We start from the raw sequence: 22,918 nt of genomic DNA on the forward strand, positions 1-22,918 counted from the left end.
CCCCAGATAAAACGCTTACATTTTGAGGGTTGAATTTAGGTTATCGGTGTCACAATCGACCCATTCCTTGGACCAACTCTGTAAGTCTCGGATGACTGATTCCAGGGCAAGACCTTTATCCGTCAAAGAATATTGGATCCGCACGGGGGTCTCTGGGAACACTTCTCGAAGAACGATCCCTTCCTGTTCCAGCTCTTTGAGCCGTTCGGAGAGCAGTCTTCCACTGATGGGCAATGCCGCTTCAATTACATTGAAACGTTGGGGTCCTTGAAGGAGCTGGTAGATAATTAAACCAGTCCAACGCCTGCCGATAATATCCATACTTTTTTGTAGCCGGGGACATAAATCATTGGACTTCATAGGGCTCACCTCTTAGTAAACATTATAAACGAAAAGACCAATAACTTAAACAAATTCCAATTTAATTTAGTACTAGAAAGGATGATGGACAGTGGCTAAAAAAAAGAAAATGCCTACCACACCTAGAGCCGCTACGAATGATGGTCCTGCTACGTTAAAAGACCTGCTAAGCAGTGATGTTCTAGGAAAGCTGAAGGCGCAATCTGATGCATTGAAAGCGGAGGAAAATGACCGTAAAGAAGCTGCCCGTAAGGCAGTGGAAGATCAACGCAAGGCTGAGCAGAAGAGGTTGGAGAATGATTTTGCACATCTGCTGGAGAACAGTAATCAGGATTGGAAGAAATACAAATAAATCCTATACCTTAGCGCTAAAAATATGGCAGAGATTAAAGAGGCACCCGTTAGGGTGTCTTTTTTATGTAACTTAAGCAGATAAGCCTAAGTCTAAGTCTTAATTATTTTAAATTTAAGTATATGAAAGGGTTGACCCTCAAAGTAGGCTTAGGTATAATTTAAAACATTGCGAATGAAAATCATTATCATAAAATCGCATTTGTAAACTATTAAACAGATAAGGAACAACTCATGAAACTAAAATATTTGTCCCTACTTCTAATAGTATTTTCATTTATATCTTTGTTTATAGGCGTTAAAGATATATCCCCATTAGATCTCTTTCATCTTACGGACTCTCAAGCACAGACCTTACTGGTAAGCCGGATTCCCCGGTTAGCCGCATTGATTATCGCTGGAGTCAGCATGAGTATTGCCGGATTAATTATGCAACAGCTGTCACGCAATAAATTCGTCTCACCGACTACGGCAGGGACGATGGATTCCGCGAAGTTTGGTATTCTCGTATCCCTCATGTTATTCACAGGCGCAACGCCAATGCAGAAATTGCTTGTTGCTTTTGTTTTTGCACTATTGGGCACCTTTATTTTTATGAGAATCCTGGATCGGATCAAGTTCAAGGATAGTATTTTTATCCCGCTGGTCGGACTCATGTTCGGAAACATTGTAGGTTCGATTACAACATTTTTTGCGTATAAAAATGATTTGATTCAGAATATCTCGTCTTGGATGCTTGGAGATTTCTCAACGATTATCAAAGGCCAATACGAATTAATTTATATCAGCATTCCACTTGTCATTCTGGCGTATCTCTTCGCTAATAAATTTACGGTAGCCGGTATGGGCGAGGATTTCTCCGTTAATCTTGGCATGAATTACAAAGCGGTTGTTAACGTGGGATTGGTAATTGTAGCGTTAATTTCTTCTGTTGTCATTTTAACCGTAGGTACGATTCCATTTCTGGGTCTGGTAGTACCTAACATTGTAACGTTGTACATAGGGGATAACCTCAAAAAAAGTCTGGCACATACAGCCATTCTCGGTGCGGTGTTCCTCCTGTTCTGCGATATTTTGGGCAGGCTCATTATCTATCCATATGAAATATCAATCAGTCTCACGGTAGGCGTCATCGGTAGTGGTCTGTTTATCTACTTGCTGATGAGAAGAAAGGCGAACTAGTGATGAAGACAAAACTAACTATATTATCTATAAGTGCTGTCGCCCTCATCGTCTTGTTCATGACGTATCATGCTTTGGGAAATTGGGACTACGTTCTGCCCAGCCGGGGAAGAAAGCTGGCGGCCATTCTGATTACCGGAGCTGTGATAGCTGTCTCTACCGTAGTTTTTCAGAGCATCACGAACAATCGTATTTTGACACCAAGTATTCTCGGGCTCGATTCCCTGTACATGTTAATCCAGACGTTCGGTGTATATGCCCTAGGTTCATCGAATATGACCTTTATGAATAAAAACATCAACTTCTTGTTCTCGGCGTGTCTCATGGTCCTGTTTTCAGGCGTATTGTATAAGCTAATGTTCCGTAGGGAAGGACAAAATATTTATTTCCTGCTGCTGGTAGGGCTGATCATGGGGACGATGTTCCAGAGCGCGTCTTCTTTTATGGAAGTGCTTATTGATCCGAACGAATTCCTGATTCTACAGGGGAAAATGTTTGCCAGCTTCAACAATGTCAGCAGTGACCTATTGATTCTTTCCACCATTGTTCTGACGCTAACTACGTTGTATTTCTTGCGATTTGTTAAGTATTTGGATGTTATTTCGCTTGGAAAAGATGAAGCCATTAATCTGGGCATCAATTATGACTATGTGGTCAAAAGGTTGCTAGTTATTGTATCTATCTACGTTTCGATCTCGACGGCTCTAGTGGGGCCAATCACTTTCTTAGGTTTGTTGGTAGCTAATGTGGGACACCAGTTGTTCCGTACCTATAAGCATGCCTATCTGATTCCTGGAACGATTCTGCTGAGCATTGTTGCGCTTGTCGGCGGGCAGTTTCTGGTCGAACGTGTTTTTGGATTCAATACTACGGTTAGTGTGATTATCAATTTTGCAGGCGGCGTCTACTTCGTCTATCTGCTGTTAAAGGAGAATAAGTCGTGGTAGAAGTTAAAAATTTAACCAAACGTTATGGCGGAGTAACCGTCGTTGATGATGTGTCCTTGTCCATTAAAAAGGGTGCAATCACCTCGTTTATCGGACCAAATGGTGCGGGTAAAAGTACACTGCTCTCCATGATCAGCAGACTTATCTCCAAAGACGCGGGAGAGGTGCTGATCGAAGGTAAGGAAATCGGTACCTGCAAAAGTAATGAGCTTGCTCGTAAAATATCGGTGTTAAAGCAGTCCAATCATATTAGTGTACGCCTCACTGTGAAGGAGCTCGTTTCTTTTGGGAGATTCCCGTATTCACAGGGGAAGCTGAGTCCGGAAGATCGGGCGTTCGTTGACGAAGCAATTGCTTACATGGATCTCCAAGAAATGCAGGATAAATATATTGATCAGCTCAGTGGAGGGCAACGCCAGCGGGCATATATTGCCATGGTCATGGCTCAGGATACAGAGTACATTCTGCTCGACGAACCGCTCAACAATCTCGATATGAAGCATTCCGTCCAAATTATGAAGGTGCTTCGCCGCTTGGTGGACGAGAAGGGGAAGACGATTGTGCTCGTTATCCACGATATTAACTTTGCATCTTGTTACTCTGACTACATTGTTGCGCTTAAAAATGGAAGAGTAGCTTCCTCGGGTACAGCGGATGAAATTATAGATTCTGCAGTTCTTAAAGAGGTATATGACATGGACATTCCTATTGAAACTATAGGAGGCCGAAAAATCGGTGTCTATTTCTAAAATGGTAACTATTACAATGCGGATATTATTATGACGTAACGTAAGAAGTGAAAGGCGCCAGCTTCTTAACGCATACGCGAATAATTCAAATAGCTTCACTATAAAAATTAGGGGTGAATACGTTGAAGAAGAACTTATCTTTACTGATTATGACAGTATTTCTTGCGGTAATCTTGGCGGCTTGTGGCTCCAATAATGCAGCAACTTCAAATAACAACACAGCAGCGGCAGGCAATTCGGAGGCTACTACTGCACCAACAACGGAAGCAACTACAGCACCGACAGAGCTTACTTTCAAGCATGCGCTTGGCGAAACAACTATCAAAAGCAATCCGCAAAAAGTGGTTGTTTTTGACTTCGGTACACTGGATACGCTGGATAAACTGGGTGTAGAGGTGACTGGAGTGCCTCAAAGTAATGTACCGGCTTATCTCTCTAAATATAACGATGCTAAATATGAGAATGTTGGTGGTTTGAAAGAGCCTGACTTCGAAAAAATAAACAGTCTTTCTCCGGACCTGATCATCATTTCCGGCAGACAACAGGATTCTTATGAAGAATTCAGCAAAATTGCACCTACTCTGTATGTGGCTGTAGATAATGCAAACTACATGGAATCTTTTACGAATAACGTGAAAATGCTGGGTCAAATTTTTGGAAAAGAAGCAGAAGTAGAAACTGAGCTTGCGACTATCAATGATTCCATCAAAGCTTTGAATACGAAGGCAACAGCTGATGGCAAAAAAGCACTTGTTATTCTTGCGAATGAAGGCAAAATCAGTGCTTACGGTGCAGGTTCCCGTTTTGGGATTATCCATGATGTGTTCGGATTTGCACAGGCTGATGATAAAATTGAAGTATCCACTCACGGACAAAGCGTATCCTACGAATATGTAGCGGATAAGAACCCGGATTATCTGTTTGTAGTGGACAGAGATGCGGCTGTGAAGAGTGATGGCGGCGAATCCGGCTCAGCTAAAAAAGCAGTTGAAAACGATCTAGTGAAGAACACAAATGCCTTTAAAAACGGTAAAATCATTTACTTGGATCCTAACTACTGGTATTTGTCCGGTGGCGGTTTAATATCCGTTAGCGAAATGCTCAAAGAAGTTGAAGTTGTTCTGTAAGCAGAGTAACTTGGTGAATTAAAAAGCCTGTTGGCAGGAGTAATACTCCTTGCCAGCAGGCTTTTTTTCGCTTTTTTCCATGGAATTACTGGTATATTCATACTAGTTACTAAAATCATCTGTAACTTTTTAGGCTGGGATACGTGGATAGGTTAAGGGGGGAGTGCATGAAGCGAAATTCATTGGATGAAATATATCAGATGTATGTAATGGATATTTACCGCTATTTGCGCTCCCTTTGTGGTGATCATTATGCGGCTGAAGATTTGATGCAAGAAACCTTTTATCGCGCTTATCTACATTTGGAGAATTGCAAAGAAGAGAAGATTAAGCCATGGCTGTTCCGTGTCGCTTATAACGCCTTCGTAGATTACAAGCGAAAGGAAGGCCGCAGCACAGTTCAGAGTGAGGATTTTTTCAAAAAGCTTGCTCATCCAGATACCACAGAAAGCACACTGCTTCATCAGGAACGTTGGGAAGAGATGAGGATAGCGGTAAGTGAGCTACCGGACAATCAGAGAAATGCACTGCTGCTGCATGATTTTCATGGGCTGAGTTATCGGGAAGCATCGGACATTATGGATGTGGGCTTGTCCCAATATAAGATATTGATCTTTCGGGCCAGACAGAAGCTGCGTGAGGCAGAGCGGAGGAGAAATGAACATGAGTGAAGAGTTTAAGGAGAAGTTAAGAAGGTATGGCGAAGGCACTCTTGCTGATGAGGATAGGGATGAGGTTGAACGTGAGCTAGAGAAGATGGAAGCTTACCAGGCTTATCTGGATGAACTCATGGGCGAAGAAAAGCCGGCTTCAGATGAGGAGAAGAGCATAAAATTCGGAAAGGGTAAAAGAAACAGACCCGGCAAAGAAAAAAAGATCATCCGCCGTGGCAAGTGGAAAGCACGCATATCAAATACTTTAACGGTGATTTCTGCGTTTTTGATTTTTTTGATTGTCAGCAGTATCATCACAGCGGTATTTTATGGCACTGGAGAAAGAGGAGAGACTTACCGTGATGTCGTTTCTTCCGCAATTGCTGTTTCACAGCCGAACACGATCGTCCATTTGAGTAGCGATTCCGGACCGTTTTTTAGTATGAATCTGCAGGGTGAAATAATAAAACAAATTGGTGATGCGCGGATTAATGTTGGAGATTATTCGATGAAGTTTCTATTAGGCTGGCCTAGAATCTATAGTTATTCATGGACATATGAACGCAGTGGGACAGGTAATTACTTTATTTATCCCATTGAGAACCAGTCTGCGGAAAATAGGATAGATGACAGCAGTGAGTGGGAAAAACTAGAAAAGCTCCCTGAAGGTACGGTAGGAGAAGCCTATTTGTCTTTTGAACAATTTTTTTCGACAGATGAGCTATTGAAGAAGTTTCAGCATAAAAATCTTGAGCTTTTATGGTTCGCAGCAGATACAGGTCCAAGGATACAAGAGCCAGTAATAAATGATCCCTTAGGATTTCCAAGTACGCCTATCTGGCATGCTGATGATATGAAGGTGACACAAGAGTCAAAGAAAAAGTGGGGTTGGTTTGGAGGGGGGACTAGCCGCACGAGTGTTTCTCCATCTGTTGACTCATATGGGGATGGTGAACTGCGTAATGCGAACTTCCTTAAGACACTGCACTTAATGCAGGAGCATAAATCGATCGCCAACAAGGTAATTCCGTTTATTGATCTGGATGACTCCATTAGTTATCTGGAGAAGAACGGAGTTAGGCTGTATGGAGCTGTCGTAACCGGTCCGGTTAAAGAACTGCTCAAGTTAAAGGAAGAAAAATGGGTCAGTAATATTCATGTTGAAGAAGTAAGATTATGGAATTGGCAGGATAGAGAGAACTGAGTCGGGATGCTAAATACTGTAGAAGGTAGTAAGCGTAAATGATTTCTTCGTAATTCCTTAATGGCAGCCGGATATGCTCTGTTTTACTGGGGTGTACCCGGCTTTTCTGTGTGGGAGAAGTCACAGAGCTTGCTTCTCGTTTAAGCAAATCGTACAATTATTTGAATATGAGATGAGTATGATAGATTAGGAGCTGAGTTATATGAAAGTAGGCGTGGTATCAGATACACATATGACAAGAATGGCTAAGTCTCTGCCCAAAGCACTTGTTGCTGAATTCCGGAATGTAGACTTGATTCTACATCTTGGAGATTGGGTGAGTATGGGAATCTACGATTTGTTGGCTGAATTGGCTCCAGTGGAAGGGATTGCTGGGAATAACGATGGAATAGAGATCATCGAGCGTTTCGGGGAGCGTAAGCTGCTAACGCTTGAGGGATTCCGGATCGGAATGGTGCATGGGCATACGCCACACTCCCGCAAAGGAACGGACGGGAATGCGCTGCTTGCTTTTGCGAATGATAAGGTGGATTGTATTCTTTTTGGTCATTCGCATCAGCCTTTATTGCGGGAAGAGAATGGGATTCTGCTCTTTAATCCAGGATCGCCAACAGATAAACGACGTGAGAAACTGTATTCCTTTGGAATTTTGGATATCGAAGAGGGTAAAGTCAGTGCCCGGCATGTGTTCTACGATTCCAAAGAATAAGAATAATTGTCCAAATGATCTGGCGTTCGCTCCATGGTGCACGGAACGGCTGAAATATACAATAACGTTAAAACGGCCCAAGCCGGAAAGTGAGCGCTGAGCATGAACAACTATCGTATTGAACATGTGATCTATGATGATTTGGAACGGCTTATCCCATTGTTTAATGAGTATCGGGTATTTTATGGGGCAGTCTCTGATCTGGATGGTGCGCGTGCTTTTTTATCAGATCGATTGAAGCTGAACGAATCGGTAATCTTTATTGCGGTGGAGGGAGATGGCGAGGAGAAAAGAGCGTGGGGCTTCACTCAGCTCTACCCCTCTTTTTCATCAGTCTCTATGGAGCGTCTCTGGATTTTGAATGATTTATATGTAACTACGGAACTGCGAGGACATGGGCTCGGCTCCAAGCTGCTGGAAAGTGCCAGAGCTCATGCGCTCGCAACGAATACGAAGGGCTTGTCCCTGACAACAATGACGGCGAATGTGGGGGCACAGCGTTTATATGAAGCGCATGGCTACATTCGGGATGATGACTTTTATACCTATAACCTTTTTTTCTAAAAGCTAGAGAGAAAGACGAGTAAGGGGCGTTAAAGTGGATACAAGTAATAAGTTGGCAATCTTTTTTGACCTTGATGATACCCTATATGATCATTTGGTTCCTTTTAAAGAAGCGGTGCGTCAAGTACTTAAACCGGATGAGAGCAGTCTGGACTTTGCGGAATTATTTTATAAAGTAAGACATCATAGTGATGTATTATGGCCTATGTATTTACGTGGAGAAATTCCGCTGGAGGAGACTAGGGTACGCCGATTGGAGCTTGCTTTTGCAGAGTATGGTCTACAGCTTGATCGTGACCAAGCCACGGCGGTACAAGCGGCATACATTGGCCGTCAGTACACCATTCAAATGATAGATGGAGTCCGGGAGCAATTGGAAAGGTTCATTGCTGCTGGTCATAAAGTAGGCATCATTACGAATGGACCCAAGGATCATCAAATGAAAAAGATTCGCGGATTAGGTCTGGATCAGATGATCCCCGAGGAGATGATTTTTATTTCTGACGCTGTAGGTCTGGCCAAACCAGATCCGCAACTCTTTTTGCATGTAAATCAGAAGTCTGGCACTTCACCAGACCATTCACTTTATATAGGCGATACCTGGGCTAATGATGTAGTAGGAGCGCTTGCGGCTGGCTGGAAGGTCTGCTGGTATAATCCGAGAGGCAGACAGCCCGCTACGGATCATGAGCCTAGTTATATTTTCACGAATTATAAGGAATTTAGCGAGTTGCCTTTGGTGCTGTAAAAATCTTGATCGGGAATTAATTAGGGAAAAACTCCCTGAAATTAACCGATTAGAGCTAGAAATTGGGGTTATTGGGGAATTCCTCCCTAATTAAAATGAAATAAGCAGGGTTATAGCCATATTCGGGTGATTTTTAGGGAGGTTTTCCCTAATCGAAGGTTTACCTTGAAAAAATCTAATGATTTTAGGGAGGAATTCCCTAATTATCAGGCTGCTGGGCGATGAACATCCCTCAGCCATGCCTAAGAACCATTATCTGCAACAAAAGAGCTTGCCCCTAAAAGCCAACAACGGCTTTATGGGGGCAAGCTCTTTTCAACTAAATTTAATCAGCGAAGCTGTACGTAGGGTCAGTCAGATTCATTCTTTCTTTAATGCCTGATGTGGCGTAGATTTTATTGTCATCGGTAATAAAGAAAGCTTCTACATCTTCAGGTAACGACTCTAGATATTTCATGCCTTCTTCGATCCCCATCAAGAACACCCCAGTGGACAAAGCGTCCGCATCTGTTGCATTAGGGCTCATAATGGTCAAGCTTTTGAGACCGTTCTGAGAAGGGTAACCTGTGCGTGGATCAAGAATATGGTGATAACGAACATTGTCTTGCATAAAATAACGTTCGTAAACACCAGAAGCATCGATGACCTCATCCGCGATTTTAATTGTTCCTAGCTGAGTGCCGCGGCTTTGGTCAGGGTCTTGCAGGCCAATATTCCAATCCGTTCCGTTTGGTTTCGTACCTAACGCAATAATACTGCTGCCGCCGAGGTTGATCATTGCACTGTTAAGGCCTTGCTCTTTTAAATAATCAGCGATACGGTCAGCAGCATATCCTTTGCCGATACCTCCAAGATCCAGTACCATATTTTCCTTCAGTAGCTTCACGGTCTTAGCAGCTTCGTCAATTTCAACGTCCCTGTAATTGGTTAGGCTCTTGGCTGCATCGATAGCTGCTGGATCAGGGACTTTATCCCCGCCACTACCGATGTTCCAGAGGTCGATCAGCGGACCAATCGTGGGATCGAATAGCCCGTCCATTTCTTTTGCATATTGCACCGATTGTTTTACAACATCTAAGGTCTCGTCCGAAACGACAACCGCTTCTTTTCCTGCTGCTTGATTGACTGCGTAAACCTCGCCGCCTTCTTTTGTACGGCTAAGCTCCATATCCATTCGCTCCAGCATTTGCTGAATATCATCCATATTTTTTTGGGCTACATTTTCTCCGAACACTTTGATATTCACGACCGTGTCATAGATATAAAAGGTCTGTGAGAGTGACTTGGCTTCACCTTTTCCTGAAGCTGTTGCGCCACCCGGTGTTTCAGTCGCTTTGTCATCCTTATTTTTAGTAATTAGCCAAGCGCCGACAGCTATGACGGCGATGAGGATAACAACGAGTATCAACGTCGTTTTTTTGTTCTTAAACATATTCCACCATCCATAAAGTTAGTTTCTAAAACACATTATTACTATCATACCCTAGATCAGAAGTTGATGGAAATTAATTTCATGGCATATTTAGGTACAACTCCGTCTGCATGAAAAAAAAGCCCCGCAATCTGATTCGGAGCAATGCTGTGAATATAGAGGTAGTTACTGAGCTAATCTAGCATGTATTCACGGTATTTGTTTTTACGAGGATTCATTACGAAAAGGATTCCCTTGGCATAACCGCTAACGGCTTTAAAATTTCGTTTGAGAGTTTCTTTGCCTGTCAGACAGGTTAACGTCCAGATCAATGCGGCATAATTCATAGGGGGTGCTTTACGTAAGTTGAGCAGATAATAATGATTGATGGCAGTAGCTCTTGCAACAACGCCCGCCTTATCCCGAGAACCCGGCGACTCATGATGAATGATTTTCATAGCGGGGTTAATGACAAGCTTGCCATAACGGCTAGCCAAATGGGACAAGTAAATATCCTCGGCAATGGAGTAACTTGTCATCCAGGGATAGGGTTTCATATCTTGTAATGCTGAGCGCCGGAATGACATATTACAGCCGTGAAAAAAATCCGTCTCAAAAACCTGCTCCTTCTCTCCCCAGAGGAATAGGGAGCCTGCAAACATGCTTGGGGATAATCTGCCCGGGGATCCGGACATTTGTCCGGTCAGCATGCCAAACAGCCGGCCCGGTTTGCTGCTGCGCATGCCTTTAGCCACCCCGCCTACACCTACAATTGAACCGTCCGCTGCATAAGTATCAAGTAATCGTCGAATATATAAGGAATCATCTAATTCTGCATCATCGTCTAAATGAAGCACAATTTCAGCATTTACTAGTCCAAGTGACTCATAACGGGAAAGCCAGAGCCCCGGATTAGTCTTACGATGATATCGAAACTCAGCCTGTGGCAATTTGTTCAGTATGTTACGATAATAGGTTAATCTTTCTTCAGGAATCTCACCGTCATCCACAATCCAGAGCTCGATGGAGACATTCTCTAGCTGTGTCTGCTTGCTAATAGACTCTATGCACACTGTAAGGTCGTTTATACGGTTACGGGTAGGTATCACTATAGATACATCATGCATATGGGGATCTCCCTTCGGAATTTCTGGTGTTAACTTTATTCTATCTGCCCTGAAGGGGAGCGTATATACCACTTTCGTTTACTTTTTGCTTTAACATTCACGTCTATAAATGTTATTTTAATAAAAGTTAAGTTTGTAATTTTGAGTTTTTAACTATATAATAGTAAGCGACATATATTTAGTTATTACTCTTATATAACAGCTACAAATTATCAATAATATTAGGAGGTTTTTTCGTGAGAATAGATATCTGGTCCGATTATGCATGTCCTTTTTGTTATATTGGCAAAAGACGTTTGGAGAATGCGCTAAGCCAATTTCCGAACCGTGATCAAGTGGAGGTAGTATTCCGTAGCTTTCAACTGGATCCACATGCAGAGGTAAGTACAGACAAGAGTATTCATGAGCTGCTGGCTACCAAATACGGGATGACCGTCGAAAAAGCAAAAGCAATGAACGCACAACTAGCGGAGCAGGCTAAAGATGTGGGTTTGGAATTTAATTTTGATACAGTAAAGCATACCAACACTTTCGACAGTCACAGACTGAGTCATTTTGCAAGCACAAAGGGAAAAGGTGCAGAAATGTCCGAACGTCTGCTGCGCGCCTACTTTACGGATTCTTTAAATCTTGGAGATCGCAGTGTACTGGCATCACTCGCTGCTGAAGTTGGTCTGGATCAAGTGGAAGCTGCGGCAATGCTGGAGACGGATGCTTTTGCGAATGAGGTTAATGGCGATATTGAAGAAGGAAGCCGCCTTAATATTACCGGTGTACCTTTCTTTGTATTCAACAATAAATATGCTTTATCTGGTGCACAACCAGGTCCTGTATTTACAGAGGTACTGGATACTGTGTGGGCGGAGGAACAAGCAGGACCAACGTTACAAGTGGTTGGTAAGGGGAATTCTGAAGTATCCACCGATGATGGCTGCGCAGATGGATCTTGCAATATTTAAAGTTTGGATTCGAGTAAAACAAAAGAGCTGAGGGAGCCCTCAGCTCTTTTTTGTTTTGATAAAACTGTTCTTTTGTTGCTTCCCACACTCAAAAACAAGCGCTCCCGATATCCGGAAGCGCTCGCCGCTGAATTGTGGTTTTATCTGAAAGATGTAACAAAGCTTGAGAATAGTGTACGTACATCGTATTGATATTGGTTGATTGGCTCGATAGGCCGTTCGATACCAAGTAGAGTATATACCGCAATTCTCGCTGCTCTCACGGAGTATTCTTCAGTGAATACAACGTCATCTGGAATTTCACAGAATTGTCCAATAAAGGCCAGGTTCGTGGAACCCTCAGGGACAACTTTTGGTCGGTCACTATTGAGTCTAGGCATGAACTGAGAAGTGATATAAGGCATCATGCAAGGAATACAGTTGGCGGTAGCCATGATCTCGTCCTTATGTTCTTCAAAGTGAAGATGACCGATCAATTCTTGCATGATTTCTTCGCCGGTACAATCACACATTCTCTTTTTCACGAAATCCCCAACTTTGTCTGGATACAGTCCGTAACCCCAGAACACTTTAACATGCTCAGGCTGATTGCGGAAATGCGGTTGGTAAGCCAGTACAACGGACATAAACCAGCTCGAATCCTTGAAAGTGACCAAAGCGCCTGTGCCGGCACGGTTACGTGTGAAATTTTCCATCAGATCGAAGAATTTGGAGTCATGGAAAGTTACAGTAAAGGACTCCCATTTCGAACCGTCTACATGATCATCGAACGAAGAAGGATTGCCAAGACTTGGTTTCTTAGAAGCGATGTTTTCCCATAATTTCCATGAGCTTCCTTTGCCGTTAAGGCGTGGAGCAGAAGTCATAGAACCAAGGCTGGAGCCTTCGGTCATAGAACCGTTTGTGATAATCACGAGATCATCTTCTTTTACATCAATCACATCTTTGACACCTTCGCGCACTACATTCATTTGGGTTACGGTAATTCCGTCACCTTTTTTGAACTGCAGATCAGTAACTGTACATTTCAGTGTGAAATCGACACCGAATGGTTCAAGATATTTGTGCAAAGGCAGAATGATGGAGTCATATTGGTTATAAGGAGTGCGAGTTACACCTTCCAGTGTTTGAATTCTTGGGAATTCATGGAAGAAACGAAGCATATATCTTTTAAACTCTACAGCGCTGTGCCAAGGTTGGAATGCAAAAGTAGTAGCCCACATATACCAGAAGTTGGTTGTGAAAAAGTGAGGGGCGAACCAGTCGTTGATACGCGCTTTTCCCATTTTATCTTCTGGTGTAATAATCAGCTTGCCCATAGCGAGACGATCAGCCATATCAAAACCCATGGACAATACATCTTCTACTTTGCCGTCTTTGTTTACAAGTCTGGCGTTTGAGTGTGTTGGATTAGCGGTATCAAAAGCAATAATTTCATCCCGCACAGACAACCCCGGACGGTCGACAGAAGGAATCGTTGTTAATAGTTCCCAGAGATTCTCATAAGCTTCGTCGTTGAGCATACGGCCGCCGCGGACAACGTAACCATGTTCAGCGTCACCTGCGCCGTCATTGCTACCACCAAGAATCTTCATCTCTTCAATAATGTGAATGTTTTGTCCCGGAAAATCACAGTCTCTGACCAGGTAAGCAGCGCCCGCTAGGGATGCAATTCCGCCACCGACAAAATAAACCTGTCTATTACCGTACTCTTTTTTCACAATGGTCGCCTCCAAGTAGTTGTTTAAATAATCACACTCTTAATGTAAACCAACTCCTATTTTGAAGGTATAATCAAACTCTTTAGAGTGTCTGGATTTTTGTCATTATGGGTGATCTGTCTAGTTTTTAGACAAAAAAAACCGCTGCAACCAAAGGGTTACAACGGATGGTTCTCATATTTGTGTAAAGCTTTCAGAAAATTTCCTTCAATTAGATCACTTAGCTTCTCAATCATATGGTGCGGTTGTTCCTTCATGCCTTCTCTCATCCACTGAATGATTAGGCCTGTGAAGGCTAGCGTGTAGAAATTGGCTATAAAGTGCTTGTCTTCTTCGCAAACCTCCATCCCGGAGGACAACTCGTTTATAACCCCCATGATGAGATCGTTTGTCACTTCGTACAGATATGCATCCAGGTGATTTCTGCCTAGTGAATTTAGCGTGTTACAGCAAAAGGATTTATTCCGCTCAATGTAGCAGAAAATTCTATAAAAACCGTCCGTCCAAGTGCTGTAGCTGCGATACTGGGCGAGGCTTTCGACAGCCTCAGTCTTATAGATCCAACCTAGCAAATCAAATATATCCTGAAAATGATAATAGAAGGTTTGTCTGTTTAGTCCGCAATGGTCCACTAGTTGTTTAACAGTAATTTTATTGAGCGGTGTATGCTCCATTAGTTCTTTTAAAGAATGGGACAATGCATTTTTGGTTAGAAAAGAATTGGACAACAGCGTTTCACCTCTTCCATTCAAGACTTCGATGCTCGCGTATACAGCAGACGAATACCTTCCGCTAATAAACCCAGTGCAAATCCGGCACATGAAAATAAGGAAAATGCGAGGAAGCCTGCGAGATCCTCCCAACCGGACATCTCTTTGTAGGTGTAGCCCAGCATAAATGCCGCGCCTATGATTATTCCCGCCGTACTAAATACCCAGAGCAGACGTGCTCCAAGCCAGCCTAAAGTGTTGACAATGCCAGCCACTACTACGGAAAAAAGAGCAAAGCGTAGTAAGAGTGTGGCATCCATTTCTTGGGCCAGCATCACAAATCGGTGCAGAGGGAAGAGAAGCCATAGCAGAATGGCATAAACGGTCATCCAGAGAAACCAACGTTTACTTTTGGCAGCAGGCAGGAATTTCATTTCATGCACACCTCTTTTCCCATAGTTCGAACGTTAAAAAGTAGGGATTATACCGTGAAGGATTCCAGTTCTTCCGCACTTTGCAGCAGGTGGCTTAGCAGGTTGGGAATGTCCTCCATTTGTTCTTCTGTAAGTTGTCTTTTGAATTGCAGCTCGATGCAGTTATTGTAAGTTTCACTTTCCTGGCCATATATGAAGCTTAAAGATTGCACAGGCTGGAAATCAGGTCCCCAGATCGCTTTCAGAATACTGTCTATCGCCTGACATTCGCTAGGAATATCTTCGACTTCCATATAAAAACGAAGTGAAAGATTACAGCCGGGATCCGTATTAGGAACCTCCAAGATTTCATCGCTGAGATCTTTCGTGGACGAAGTGAGCAGGATTTCGGCGGTTACTTTCCTGCCTGCAGTTAATTGGAAGGAGAGACTGAACTCTCTGGACATCAGCGCCATATTCAGAAGGTCGGAGCGATCCGTAACCACCAGTATTCCGTCTAAATTATCGTAGTCATAAATCTGGTTCTCAAAGGCGATCTTAATATTATCGAAAACAGTAGGATGGAACAATAAGGGCACCTTCTTTGTTTATTTATATTGTAACATGATGTGATAGGAAGTTAAAAAAGACGCCCAGGACCAAATGGACCGGGCATCTTGTGTAGAAGTTACGGCTACCCATAAGCGGGAATGCTCGTCAGTCGTGGGTATACCGTTCAATTCTTAGTTTGTAGGCGCAGGCGCAGTATATTTCAGGAACGTCTTCGGAATCGGGCTCTCAAAGGTCATCAGTTCTCCAGTGGTTGGATGAATAAAAGAGAGCACTCGAGCATGTAGGCCAAGTCTTCCTACCGTTTTGGTCTCTGCACCATATTTCTTGTCACCTGCGATAGGGTGGCCGATATCTGCCATGTGCACCCGAATCTGATTTTTTCGTCCGGTTTCGAGCTTAACCTCTAGCAAGGAAAAATGGCGGTTAGCCTGAATAAGTTTATAGTGTGTAATTGCATGTAGTCCATCGCCTTCATGAGGACTGGAATACATTTTAAGGGTTGAGGTTTCTTTGAGCCACGAGCTTATCTTGCCTTCAGGTCTTTTAACCGCGCCTTCCACGAGCGCTACGTAAGAACGTTCCTTCACAGTATCTTTCCACGTAGTTTGTAATGCCTGCTGAATCCGTTCGCTTTTGGCAAACATCATTACACCTGATGTATCTCTGTCCAAACGGTGTACGACAAAAATCCGATTTTTTGGATTGCTAACACGGACATGCTCCATAAGCTGGCGGTAAGCCGTCAATTCGTTTTCTTCCGCAGTGGCGATAGATAGCAGTCCAGCATCCTTTTGAACAATAATCAGGTCATCATCCTCATGAACGATTTTAAGTCCGATCATCTCTGCTGTTTGTACAGGCTTCTCTTGATCAATAGTAACGCTTTGGCCCGGATGCAATTGGAAATTATGCTGTGTAACTACCTTATCATTTACTGACACTTGTCCACGCGATAGGATGGATTTAATCGCATTTCGTCCGCGACCCGTGACGTGGGTGAGTAAGAAAGGCAACAGTTCAGAAGGTTCGTTTACAGTAAAAGACTTGGGTGCTGCGGGTGCTTTAGTTTTATGGTTAAGCTTGCCAGTAGGCTTGCTGTGAGAACGAGTACCTCTTTTGGCTGTTTCTTTAGGATTTCTTCTTGAGTTCATGGATGCATTCTCCGTCCTTTAATATTGTACTCCTCAATATACCATGGGCTGTGAAGAAATACTATGGAGAGGGCAGGCTTGCTGGTTTGGTTTGTAAATGCTCATAGATAGAACAGTTGGGCTAATCCAAGAAGCAGGAATAAACCGAGATATACCCAGCCTAACAGTCTGGCATATTTCTTTTCCCGGTGCATAGCATTGACTGCATATATTTTAGTATCTACAGTAAGCAACAGAACACTGGAGATCAGCAGCGCAACAATTACGTAGGTTAGCTGGTGATAGAGCATAGTAGAGCCTCCTATAAACGTCCTTTAATTTTGTTTAAGACCTACTCTGTCGATGTGAGTTTTCAACTTAACTTCAACACTTAGATTGGAATACTGCTGCTCCCAGTCATGTTTGTCACGAATATTGGCTTTCCAGTAGGAGGGAGCATATGCACGAATATATTCACCCATGCCAAAGACATCGGAATGCGCTTGTTGCGTTTCTTCAATAAGGTGGTTGAAAATACCGATCACTCTCTTTTGAAAGATTTCTTCAATCTTTTCTAAAGAACGGCTGGAATCGATAGGGATATCACTACGTAAATGCTCATCTAGAGCCGCCTCTAAAAAAAGGTTATAGGTGATGTGGGGTTTGCCCTCTTTGAAATGAACCTTCACCCTCGTGAACCGGTCGTTGACCTTGAGCATCACCGGACCGAATTCATCAGCATGAAAAAGATCGGAGTATCCCCCCGGATTAATGCCCTTCATGGACATATATGCGCCAATCTCAATCGGAATCGTCGATCCGACCATCACTCCACCACTAAAGTAAGCTAGGCCTTTAATCATGATATTGTCTTCCTGATGTAATGAGACGTAAGGCAGATAACCACTTTCGCCCCATTTGGATTCTGCTGACCAGAATACACCTATATAATCAGCGGGGAATTTTCCTGATGTTACTGCTTTTTCCATGGTGGAGAGGATGTAAAGGGTCGGCACTCGCTGCAGCGGAGGATTAATATTCATAAATTTAGCAGCCTCCCCTTCGGATACTAGCAGCCAGGTCCGGCGACGAACTTCTGGATTTCGCCGCAAATAATCATTTAAATCATTCATGCTTTTTTTTGCTATGTCCTCACTAATAATAATCACTCGTAAATGAATTAGATAACGTGGATCAGAAATTTGCTGCTGTAAATTGTTCATGGCGTCATCTAAGGTGTACCCGTACACTTCTACGACCCATACTGGATTTTGATTCACGCCTCCGCCTTCACCCCCACTGCCTGGTCCGAGTGGAACTCTTCCCGGAACCGCAATTTGGGCGGTCACACGGATTTTGGGAAGGTTAATATTTGCGCTTTTAAGATGAGTGGTTTGATCATCATTTATTTTGCTGTCTGGAGGGACGGAATCAATGGATAATCCTAGCACCAATGCACGGTCTTCTATTTCAAGCTGGTCCCAGCACCCTGAGAGTAAGCCAGACATGAGTGAGAGAATAAATATAAGAACTACACGCTTGTAAATTTTTTTATTCATGAGAAATGGCTCCTTTATTTCGGATTAGAGAGACTAACCATAATAAAAGAGGATAGAAGGTCAAAAAAATCAAACCGATTATTGCTGTAATGCTAGCAAATGAATAGACCTGAAATATATTTCTCGGAAAAAGTGAAAAAGTGATGATAAATGGAAGTAAGAAACTGGATATTAGGCGGTGATCCTTGTGCCGCAGCACTTGTTGCAGAGAGTATGCGGCTAAGTAGTAGTTCGTAAAGATGGAAGTGAATATAGAAACCACCCAAATTATTATAAAAAGAGCATCAAACCGTTCTAATAGTCCTGCGCCGATGGATATGGAGCGAGCTGCTTCTAGGGTTGGATAGGAAAGTAATTTGGTTTCTTGAGCTCCAAACATGCCTAAAGTGACCCAAACGATCATTACATAAATGAATCCAATGATACAAAGCGCAACAGTGCCTGCTTTGAGGATCTGTTGAGGTTTTTTCATTAAAGGAACCAGCAGGATGATGACAAATGTGCCCTGATAAAGGCCAGCGGACGTAATCGTTCCTTTGGAAAAGCTTGAAAAGGTGGTGTGATTTCCGGTGAGGGGTAGCAAGTTTAGAACATCAACATTTTTCATAGCTACCAAGGCAATTGCTATCACAGATAATAGAATAAAAGGTAAATAGAAAACATGGACATAAGTGAATTTCACAATATTTCTACGGATTGATAAGGCAACCAGTACGAGCATTAAGAGAATTACTGCTTCGATGGGTGTCTTTTTAAAGACAACCGCAATACATACTTCTCCGAATTGGCGCATGGTGATCCCGGCAGAGAAAGCAAAAAACAAAGAAATAAAAATGGAGAAAATATCCGCGAGCCCAGTTCCGAGAAGGCGGCGGCTAAATACGAACAACGTTTCGTTCGGGAATTTTCGGCAGACAGCTGCCGTAAACCAGCAGCCCAAAAAAGCAACAGGTACGCCAGAAGCAGTCACGAGCGGTGCACCACTGTCTCCAGCTTCAGCCATATAACGAGGAATACTTAAGATTCCTATTCCTATAATCGTACTGACGATTACAGCCATGACTTGGATCGTTGATATGGGGCGGTTACTATTCATCAGCTTCACTTTTCTCCTTAAAAATCAGATCGGTATGCATTTTGGGAATGTCCTTCGCAAGAAGATCAGGATCAGGTGTATTAAGAAAGCTTGGGCGGCTTCGCATCCACCATAAAGGTACCCGAACGATACTATCCTTAAGGTCCTTCCATATTGTAGGGACAAAGGGTGTCATGTAGGGAACGCCAAAAGATTCCAGAAATAATAAGTGGTTGATAATAACAATAGTGCCCAGCATTACTCCGTACAGGCCAAAGCAGCCTGCCAATATGATCAATGGAAATCTAAGCATTCTTGAAGAGATTGCGGCATTGTAAGCGGGTGTGGCAAAAGACCCTATGGTCGTTATAGCGACAACAACTACGGTAGTTGGACTCGCCAGACCTGCTGCTACGGCTGCCTGACCAATGACAAGCACACCTACAATAGAAAGAGCCCCGCCAATCATTTGCGGTAGGCGAATGGTTGCTTCGCGCAGCACCTCCATGAAAACTTCCATAATCAGAACTTCCAATACGGCTGGAAAGGGTACGCCAGCTCTTGCACCAGTTATTGCTACGGCGAACTCTGTCGGCAGTAGCTCAGGATTGAAAGAGATAATGGATACATATAAGGCTGGGAAGAAAAGGGAAAATAATAATGCGATCAGGCGGATCATTCTTAGGAGGCTTCCTACAACAAAACGTTCTGTATAGTCATCCATCGTCTGAAAGAACTGATTGAAGAGCGCTGGGACGATGAGGCAGAATGGTGAGCCGTCTACAAGGATGATGACTCGTCCTTCTAATAAAGAGGCTATAGATTTATCCGGACGTTCGGTTGGCTGAACCTGTGGAAACGGGGAAAGGGGATGATCCTCTATGAATTGCTCGATATACCCCGCATCAAGGATGCCGTCTACATTTATTGCTGATAATCGCTTCATCACCTTTTGAACTAGCCCTGGATCGGCTATTCCTTCGATATAACAAACCGCTACTTTTGAGCGCGTCCGTACGCCAAGAGGGGCAGTTACTACACGAAGATCGGGCGTTTGCAGTCGATAGCGAAGCAAAGAGATATTGGATTCTAAATTCTCTATAAACCCATCACGCGAACCGCGTATGACTTGTTCAGTTTGAGGTTGCTCAATGCTACGATGCTCAATTTTACGCAGATTGAAGTAAAGTGCCTGATCCATTCCATCTATGATTAGAACTACATTTCCATCCAACAAGACGGAGGCTAGAGTATTTAGGTCCTTAGTGCGGTTACCTTGTGTGACTTGTACCGTCATACTCCAGATGTAATCAGGTAAATCCTTTAGATCTTTTGGAATTTCTGAGTGGTCGGAGGAAACATTCATTAATGGCTTTAAGACATAGTTCTGAATTTGATTCTGGTCCACCACAGAAGAAAAAAAGATAATAGCCGCATCATATCTACCGTATACCTTGAAGTTACGGACAATAAGGTCGCTGTCTTCTCCAAAGACTTGTCGAATGAAGCTTATATTGCACTTCAGGCTGGAATCCAGTGGCTTGACCGGATGATTGTCCTGGGCAGAGGACTCTTTACGTGCAGGCTTTTGTTTAAAGGAGGTATATTTTTGTTTCCAATTTTGCACGGTCGCTCCACCTTTCTATGAAATCACACTTATTAAAGCTTGGCTTAAAAGAAGACCTTTTATGTAAATATTTCAAAAGAAGAACGGGGTGATGATAGTTAAGAGGTGTTGCTCATTACACCATTGACCGCTAAACTAAAGATAGAAACGCCTAAGGAGTTATGAGAGATATGAAGATGCAAGCACCTACTATTGAACAGGCGCAGGCTGAGCTGCAAAAATATTACGGTTATCCAGACTTTCGGGATGGCCAGAAAAAGATTGTTCAGAACTTGCTGGAAGGACGCGACACACTGGGAATCCTCCCTACGGGTGGCGGGAAATCGATCTGTTATCAGGTTCCTGCACTGCTCCTGCCAGGGCTGACTTTGGTGATATCACCACTGATCTCGTTGATGAAAGACCAGGTGGATGCGTTAACTACTGCGGGTATTCCGGCAGCCTTTATTAATAGCACGTTAAGCGGAAAAGAAGTGAATGAGCGGATTCGGGCTGCCCGGCGGGGCGATTTGAAGCTGCTCTATGTTGCGCCCGAAAGACTTGAGCTGGACTGGTTCCGTCTGGAAATGGCTGAGCTGTCTATTTCCTGCGTGGCTGTTGATGAAGCGCACTGTGTATCCCAGTGGGGACATGATTTTCGGACAAGTTATCTGTCGGTATCTCCATTTGTAGATGAGCTGCCTGAACGTCCGATCCTGGCAGCATTTACCGCCACGGCGACGCCGGAGGTTATGGAGGATATGGTCCGGCTGCTGCGCTTGCGCGAGCCGGGTATTTTCATGACGGGGCTAGGAAGAGATAATCTGGCAATGTCTGTGCTGCGGGGAGAGAACAAGCGGGAATTCGTTATGGATTATGCGGCTACGCATTCTCACCAGCCGGGGATTGTATATGCGGCGACCCGCAAAGAAGTAGATGATCTGTATCAGAGGCTGCAAGCTTCTGGCATAGCGGCAGGCCGCTATCATGCGGGTATGAATGATCAGGAGCGGGCAGATAGCCAGGAAGGGTTCCTCTATGACGATATCCGGGTCATGGTAGCTACCAATGCCTTTGGCATGGGGATTGATAAATCCAATGTCCGGTACGTAATTCACTACAATATGCCCAAAAATATGGAAGCTTATGTCCAGGAAGCAGGTCGTGCTGGACGTGACGGGGAGCCAAGTGAATGTATTTTGCTGTTTAGTGCGCAGGATATTATGACGCAAAAGTTCCTGATCGAGCAGAATCCACAGGACACTGACCGTAAAGCTAACGAATATCGCAAGCTTCAGCAAATGATTGATTATTGCTATACTACTCGCTGCTTGCGCAGTGCCCAGCTGGATTATTTCGGGGAAGAGCATGGGGACAAGCCATGTGGTATCTGCAGCTCATGTACGGATGAACGAGAGCTAGTGGATATGACCGTCGATGCGCAAAAGATCTTCTCCTGCATCCACCGCATGCGGGAGCGTTATGGTGTAGCGTTGGTGGCATCTGTGCTGAAAGGCTCGCGCAATCAAAAGGTGATGCAGTACGGCTTCGATAAGCTGCCCACACACGGGACGATGTCGAGCCGGACGGAGAAGGAAATCTCAGAGAGTATCAATGTGCTTATCTCAGAAGGGTATCTTGCCTTGTCGGAAGGCCAGTACCCTGTAGTACGGCTTCAGCCTCTGGCTGCCGAGGTTCTGCGCGGACAGCGTGAGGTGATGCAACGTGTGGCACGGCCTTCGCGGACAGGTACAACATCTGGTACGAGAGTTCGTAGTCGGGGGCATGACCTGTCGCCATCAGCCGTCAATGAGACTGTCTTTGAGCAGCTGCGTCTTATCCGGCGTGAATTGGCAGGACGCGAGCATGTGCCGTCGTACATTATTTTTAATGATGCCACGCTGCGTGAGATGAGTGTGGTTTGCCCGCAGACCGAAGCGGAAATGCTGAGGGTAAAGGGTGTTGGGGAAGTGAAATACCGGAAGTACGGTAAGGCATTCTTAGAGTTTTTCCAAAATGAAATGTAGAAAAGGTCGTGTA

Annotated in this window: 24 protein-coding genes; 12 read left to right on the top strand and 12 right to left on the bottom strand. The window is 43.9% G+C overall.

Annotated elements, in window-relative coordinates; all coding sequences use genetic code 11:
* Nucleotides 1-15 precede the first annotated feature (15 nt).
* Nucleotides 16-360, bottom strand: coding sequence for a winged helix-turn-helix transcriptional regulator (locus tag MKZ09_RS06750; protein WP_076128100.1), 345 nt, complete (start codon nucleotides 358-360; stop codon nucleotides 16-18).
* A gap of 91 nt (nucleotides 361-451) precedes the next feature.
* Here MKZ09_RS06750 and MKZ09_RS06755 point away from each other — a divergent pair, with 91 nt between their 5' ends.
* The 10 genes from MKZ09_RS06755 to MKZ09_RS06800 all read left to right on the top strand — a co-directional run bounded on the left by MKZ09_RS06755 (nucleotide 452) and on the right by MKZ09_RS06800 (nucleotide 8,594).
* Nucleotides 452-712, top strand: coding sequence for a YqkE family protein (locus MKZ09_RS06755; RefSeq protein ID WP_076137494.1), 261 nt, complete (start codon nucleotides 452-454; stop codon nucleotides 710-712).
* 233 nt (nucleotides 713-945) lie between these two features.
* Nucleotides 946-1,893, top strand: coding sequence for an ABC transporter permease (locus MKZ09_RS06760; RefSeq protein ID WP_076137492.1), 948 nt, complete (start codon nucleotides 946-948; stop codon nucleotides 1,891-1,893).
* A gap of 2 nt (nucleotides 1,894-1,895) precedes the next feature.
* Nucleotides 1,896-2,840 carry an iron chelate uptake ABC transporter family permease subunit gene (locus MKZ09_RS06765; protein WP_036681842.1) on the top strand — a complete coding sequence of 315 codons (945 nt, stop codon included), beginning with the start codon at nucleotides 1,896-1,898 and terminating at the stop codon, nucleotides 2,838-2,840.
* Complete coding sequence (locus MKZ09_RS06770; RefSeq protein WP_036681845.1) at nucleotides 2,834-3,589, top strand: iron ABC transporter ATP-binding protein; 756 nt, start codon at nucleotides 2,834-2,836, stop codon at nucleotides 3,587-3,589. Before MKZ09_RS06765 ends, MKZ09_RS06770 begins: the two co-directional genes overlap by 7 nt.
* 122 nt (nucleotides 3,590-3,711) lie before the next feature.
* Nucleotides 3,712-4,716: a siderophore ABC transporter substrate-binding protein gene (locus MKZ09_RS06775; RefSeq protein WP_269473479.1), complete on the top strand. Its 1,005-nt coding sequence runs from the start codon at nucleotides 3,712-3,714 to the stop codon at nucleotides 4,714-4,716.
* 167 nt (nucleotides 4,717-4,883) lie between these two features.
* Nucleotides 4,884-5,387, top strand: a complete 504-nt coding sequence (locus MKZ09_RS06780) for a sigma-70 family RNA polymerase sigma factor (protein WP_076137490.1) — start codon at nucleotides 4,884-4,886, stop codon at nucleotides 5,385-5,387.
* On the top strand, nucleotides 5,380-6,573 hold the full coding sequence (locus tag MKZ09_RS06785; RefSeq protein ID WP_076137489.1) for an anti-sigma factor: 1,194 nt from the start codon (nucleotides 5,380-5,382) through the stop codon (nucleotides 6,571-6,573). Before MKZ09_RS06780 ends, MKZ09_RS06785 begins: the two co-directional genes overlap by 8 nt.
* A gap of 202 nt (nucleotides 6,574-6,775) precedes the next feature.
* Entirely contained in the window at nucleotides 6,776-7,282 is a 507-nt protein-coding gene (locus MKZ09_RS06790) for a metallophosphoesterase family protein (protein WP_076137487.1), read from the top strand.
* Nucleotides 7,283-7,384: 102 nt separating this feature from the next.
* Entirely contained in the window at nucleotides 7,385-7,846 is a 462-nt protein-coding gene (locus MKZ09_RS06795) for a GNAT family N-acetyltransferase (RefSeq protein WP_076137485.1), read from the top strand.
* A 34-nt stretch (nucleotides 7,847-7,880) separates the two neighbouring features.
* A complete protein-coding gene (locus MKZ09_RS06800) occupies nucleotides 7,881-8,594 on the top strand; it encodes an HAD family hydrolase (RefSeq protein ID WP_076137484.1) in 714 nt (237 codons plus the stop codon).
* A 325-nt stretch (nucleotides 8,595-8,919) separates the two neighbouring features.
* Here MKZ09_RS06800 and MKZ09_RS06805 read toward each other — a convergent pair whose 3' ends face one another.
* Together MKZ09_RS06805 and MKZ09_RS06810 are read right to left on the bottom strand one after the other, a co-directional pair.
* Nucleotides 8,920-10,026, bottom strand: a complete 1,107-nt coding sequence (locus tag MKZ09_RS06805; RefSeq protein WP_076137482.1) for an FAD:protein FMN transferase — start codon at nucleotides 10,024-10,026, stop codon at nucleotides 8,920-8,922.
* A gap of 173 nt (nucleotides 10,027-10,199) precedes the next feature.
* A complete protein-coding gene (locus tag MKZ09_RS06810; RefSeq protein WP_076137480.1) occupies nucleotides 10,200-11,132 on the bottom strand; it encodes a glycosyltransferase family 2 protein in 933 nt (310 codons plus the stop codon).
* Between the two features lie 236 nt (nucleotides 11,133-11,368).
* On the opposite strand from MKZ09_RS06810, the gene MKZ09_RS06815 reads away from it, so the two are divergent.
* On the top strand, nucleotides 11,369-12,091 hold the full coding sequence (locus MKZ09_RS06815; protein ID WP_076137479.1) for a DsbA family oxidoreductase: 723 nt from the start codon (nucleotides 11,369-11,371) through the stop codon (nucleotides 12,089-12,091).
* 140 nt (nucleotides 12,092-12,231) lie between these two features.
* Here the strand turns inward: MKZ09_RS06815 and MKZ09_RS06820 are convergent, their stop codons facing one another.
* The 9 genes from MKZ09_RS06820 to MKZ09_RS06860 all read right to left on the bottom strand — a co-directional run bounded on the left by MKZ09_RS06820 (nucleotide 12,232) and on the right by MKZ09_RS06860 (nucleotide 20,899).
* Nucleotides 12,232-13,812, bottom strand: a complete 1,581-nt coding sequence (locus MKZ09_RS06820) for an oleate hydratase (RefSeq protein WP_076128088.1) — start codon at nucleotides 13,810-13,812, stop codon at nucleotides 12,232-12,234.
* Between the two features lie 158 nt (nucleotides 13,813-13,970).
* Nucleotides 13,971-14,540, bottom strand: coding sequence for a TetR/AcrR family transcriptional regulator (locus MKZ09_RS06825; RefSeq protein ID WP_036681438.1), 570 nt, complete (start codon nucleotides 14,538-14,540; stop codon nucleotides 13,971-13,973).
* Nucleotides 14,541-14,560: 20 nt separating this feature from the next.
* Entirely contained in the window at nucleotides 14,561-14,956 is a 396-nt protein-coding gene (locus tag MKZ09_RS06830; RefSeq protein ID WP_076137477.1) for a hypothetical protein, read from the bottom strand.
* 47 nt (nucleotides 14,957-15,003) lie between these two features.
* On the bottom strand, nucleotides 15,004-15,525 hold the full coding sequence (locus tag MKZ09_RS06835; protein WP_036681441.1) for a hypothetical protein: 522 nt from the start codon (nucleotides 15,523-15,525) through the stop codon (nucleotides 15,004-15,006).
* A 153-nt stretch (nucleotides 15,526-15,678) separates the two neighbouring features.
* The gene (locus MKZ09_RS06840; protein ID WP_076137476.1) at nucleotides 15,679-16,659 is read right to left on the bottom strand and encodes an RluA family pseudouridine synthase; all 981 of its coding nucleotides are present in this window, start codon (nucleotides 16,657-16,659) and stop codon (nucleotides 15,679-15,681) included.
* 101 nt (nucleotides 16,660-16,760) lie between these two features.
* Nucleotides 16,761-16,949 (bottom strand): CLC_0170 family protein, encoded by a 189-nt coding sequence (locus MKZ09_RS06845; protein ID WP_076137474.1) that lies wholly within the window; start codon nucleotides 16,947-16,949, stop codon nucleotides 16,761-16,763.
* A 24-nt stretch (nucleotides 16,950-16,973) separates the two neighbouring features.
* The gene (locus tag MKZ09_RS06850; protein WP_076137473.1) at nucleotides 16,974-18,197 is read right to left on the bottom strand and encodes a Ger(x)C family spore germination protein; all 1,224 of its coding nucleotides are present in this window, start codon (nucleotides 18,195-18,197) and stop codon (nucleotides 16,974-16,976) included.
* Nucleotides 18,190-19,293 (bottom strand): GerAB/ArcD/ProY family transporter, encoded by a 1,104-nt coding sequence (locus MKZ09_RS06855; RefSeq protein ID WP_076137471.1) that lies wholly within the window; start codon nucleotides 19,291-19,293, stop codon nucleotides 18,190-18,192. The genes MKZ09_RS06850 and MKZ09_RS06855 overlap by 8 nt, the downstream gene beginning before the upstream one ends.
* On the bottom strand, nucleotides 19,286-20,899 hold the full coding sequence (locus MKZ09_RS06860; RefSeq protein WP_232061172.1) for a spore germination protein: 1,614 nt from the start codon (nucleotides 20,897-20,899) through the stop codon (nucleotides 19,286-19,288). The genes MKZ09_RS06855 and MKZ09_RS06860 overlap by 8 nt, the downstream gene beginning before the upstream one ends.
* A gap of 170 nt (nucleotides 20,900-21,069) precedes the next feature.
* Here MKZ09_RS06860 and recQ point away from each other — a divergent pair, with 170 nt between their 5' ends.
* Nucleotides 21,070-22,905, top strand: coding sequence for a DNA helicase RecQ (recQ, locus tag MKZ09_RS06865; RefSeq protein ID WP_076206615.1), 1,836 nt, complete (start codon nucleotides 21,070-21,072; stop codon nucleotides 22,903-22,905).
* Nucleotides 22,906-22,918: the final 13 nt, after the last annotated feature.

It is taken from the genome of Paenibacillus sp. FSL R5-0908 (assembly GCF_038006245.1).
In the GTDB taxonomy this organism is placed as follows: Bacteria; Bacillota; Bacilli; order Paenibacillales; family Paenibacillaceae; genus Paenibacillus_AQ; species Paenibacillus_AQ odorifer.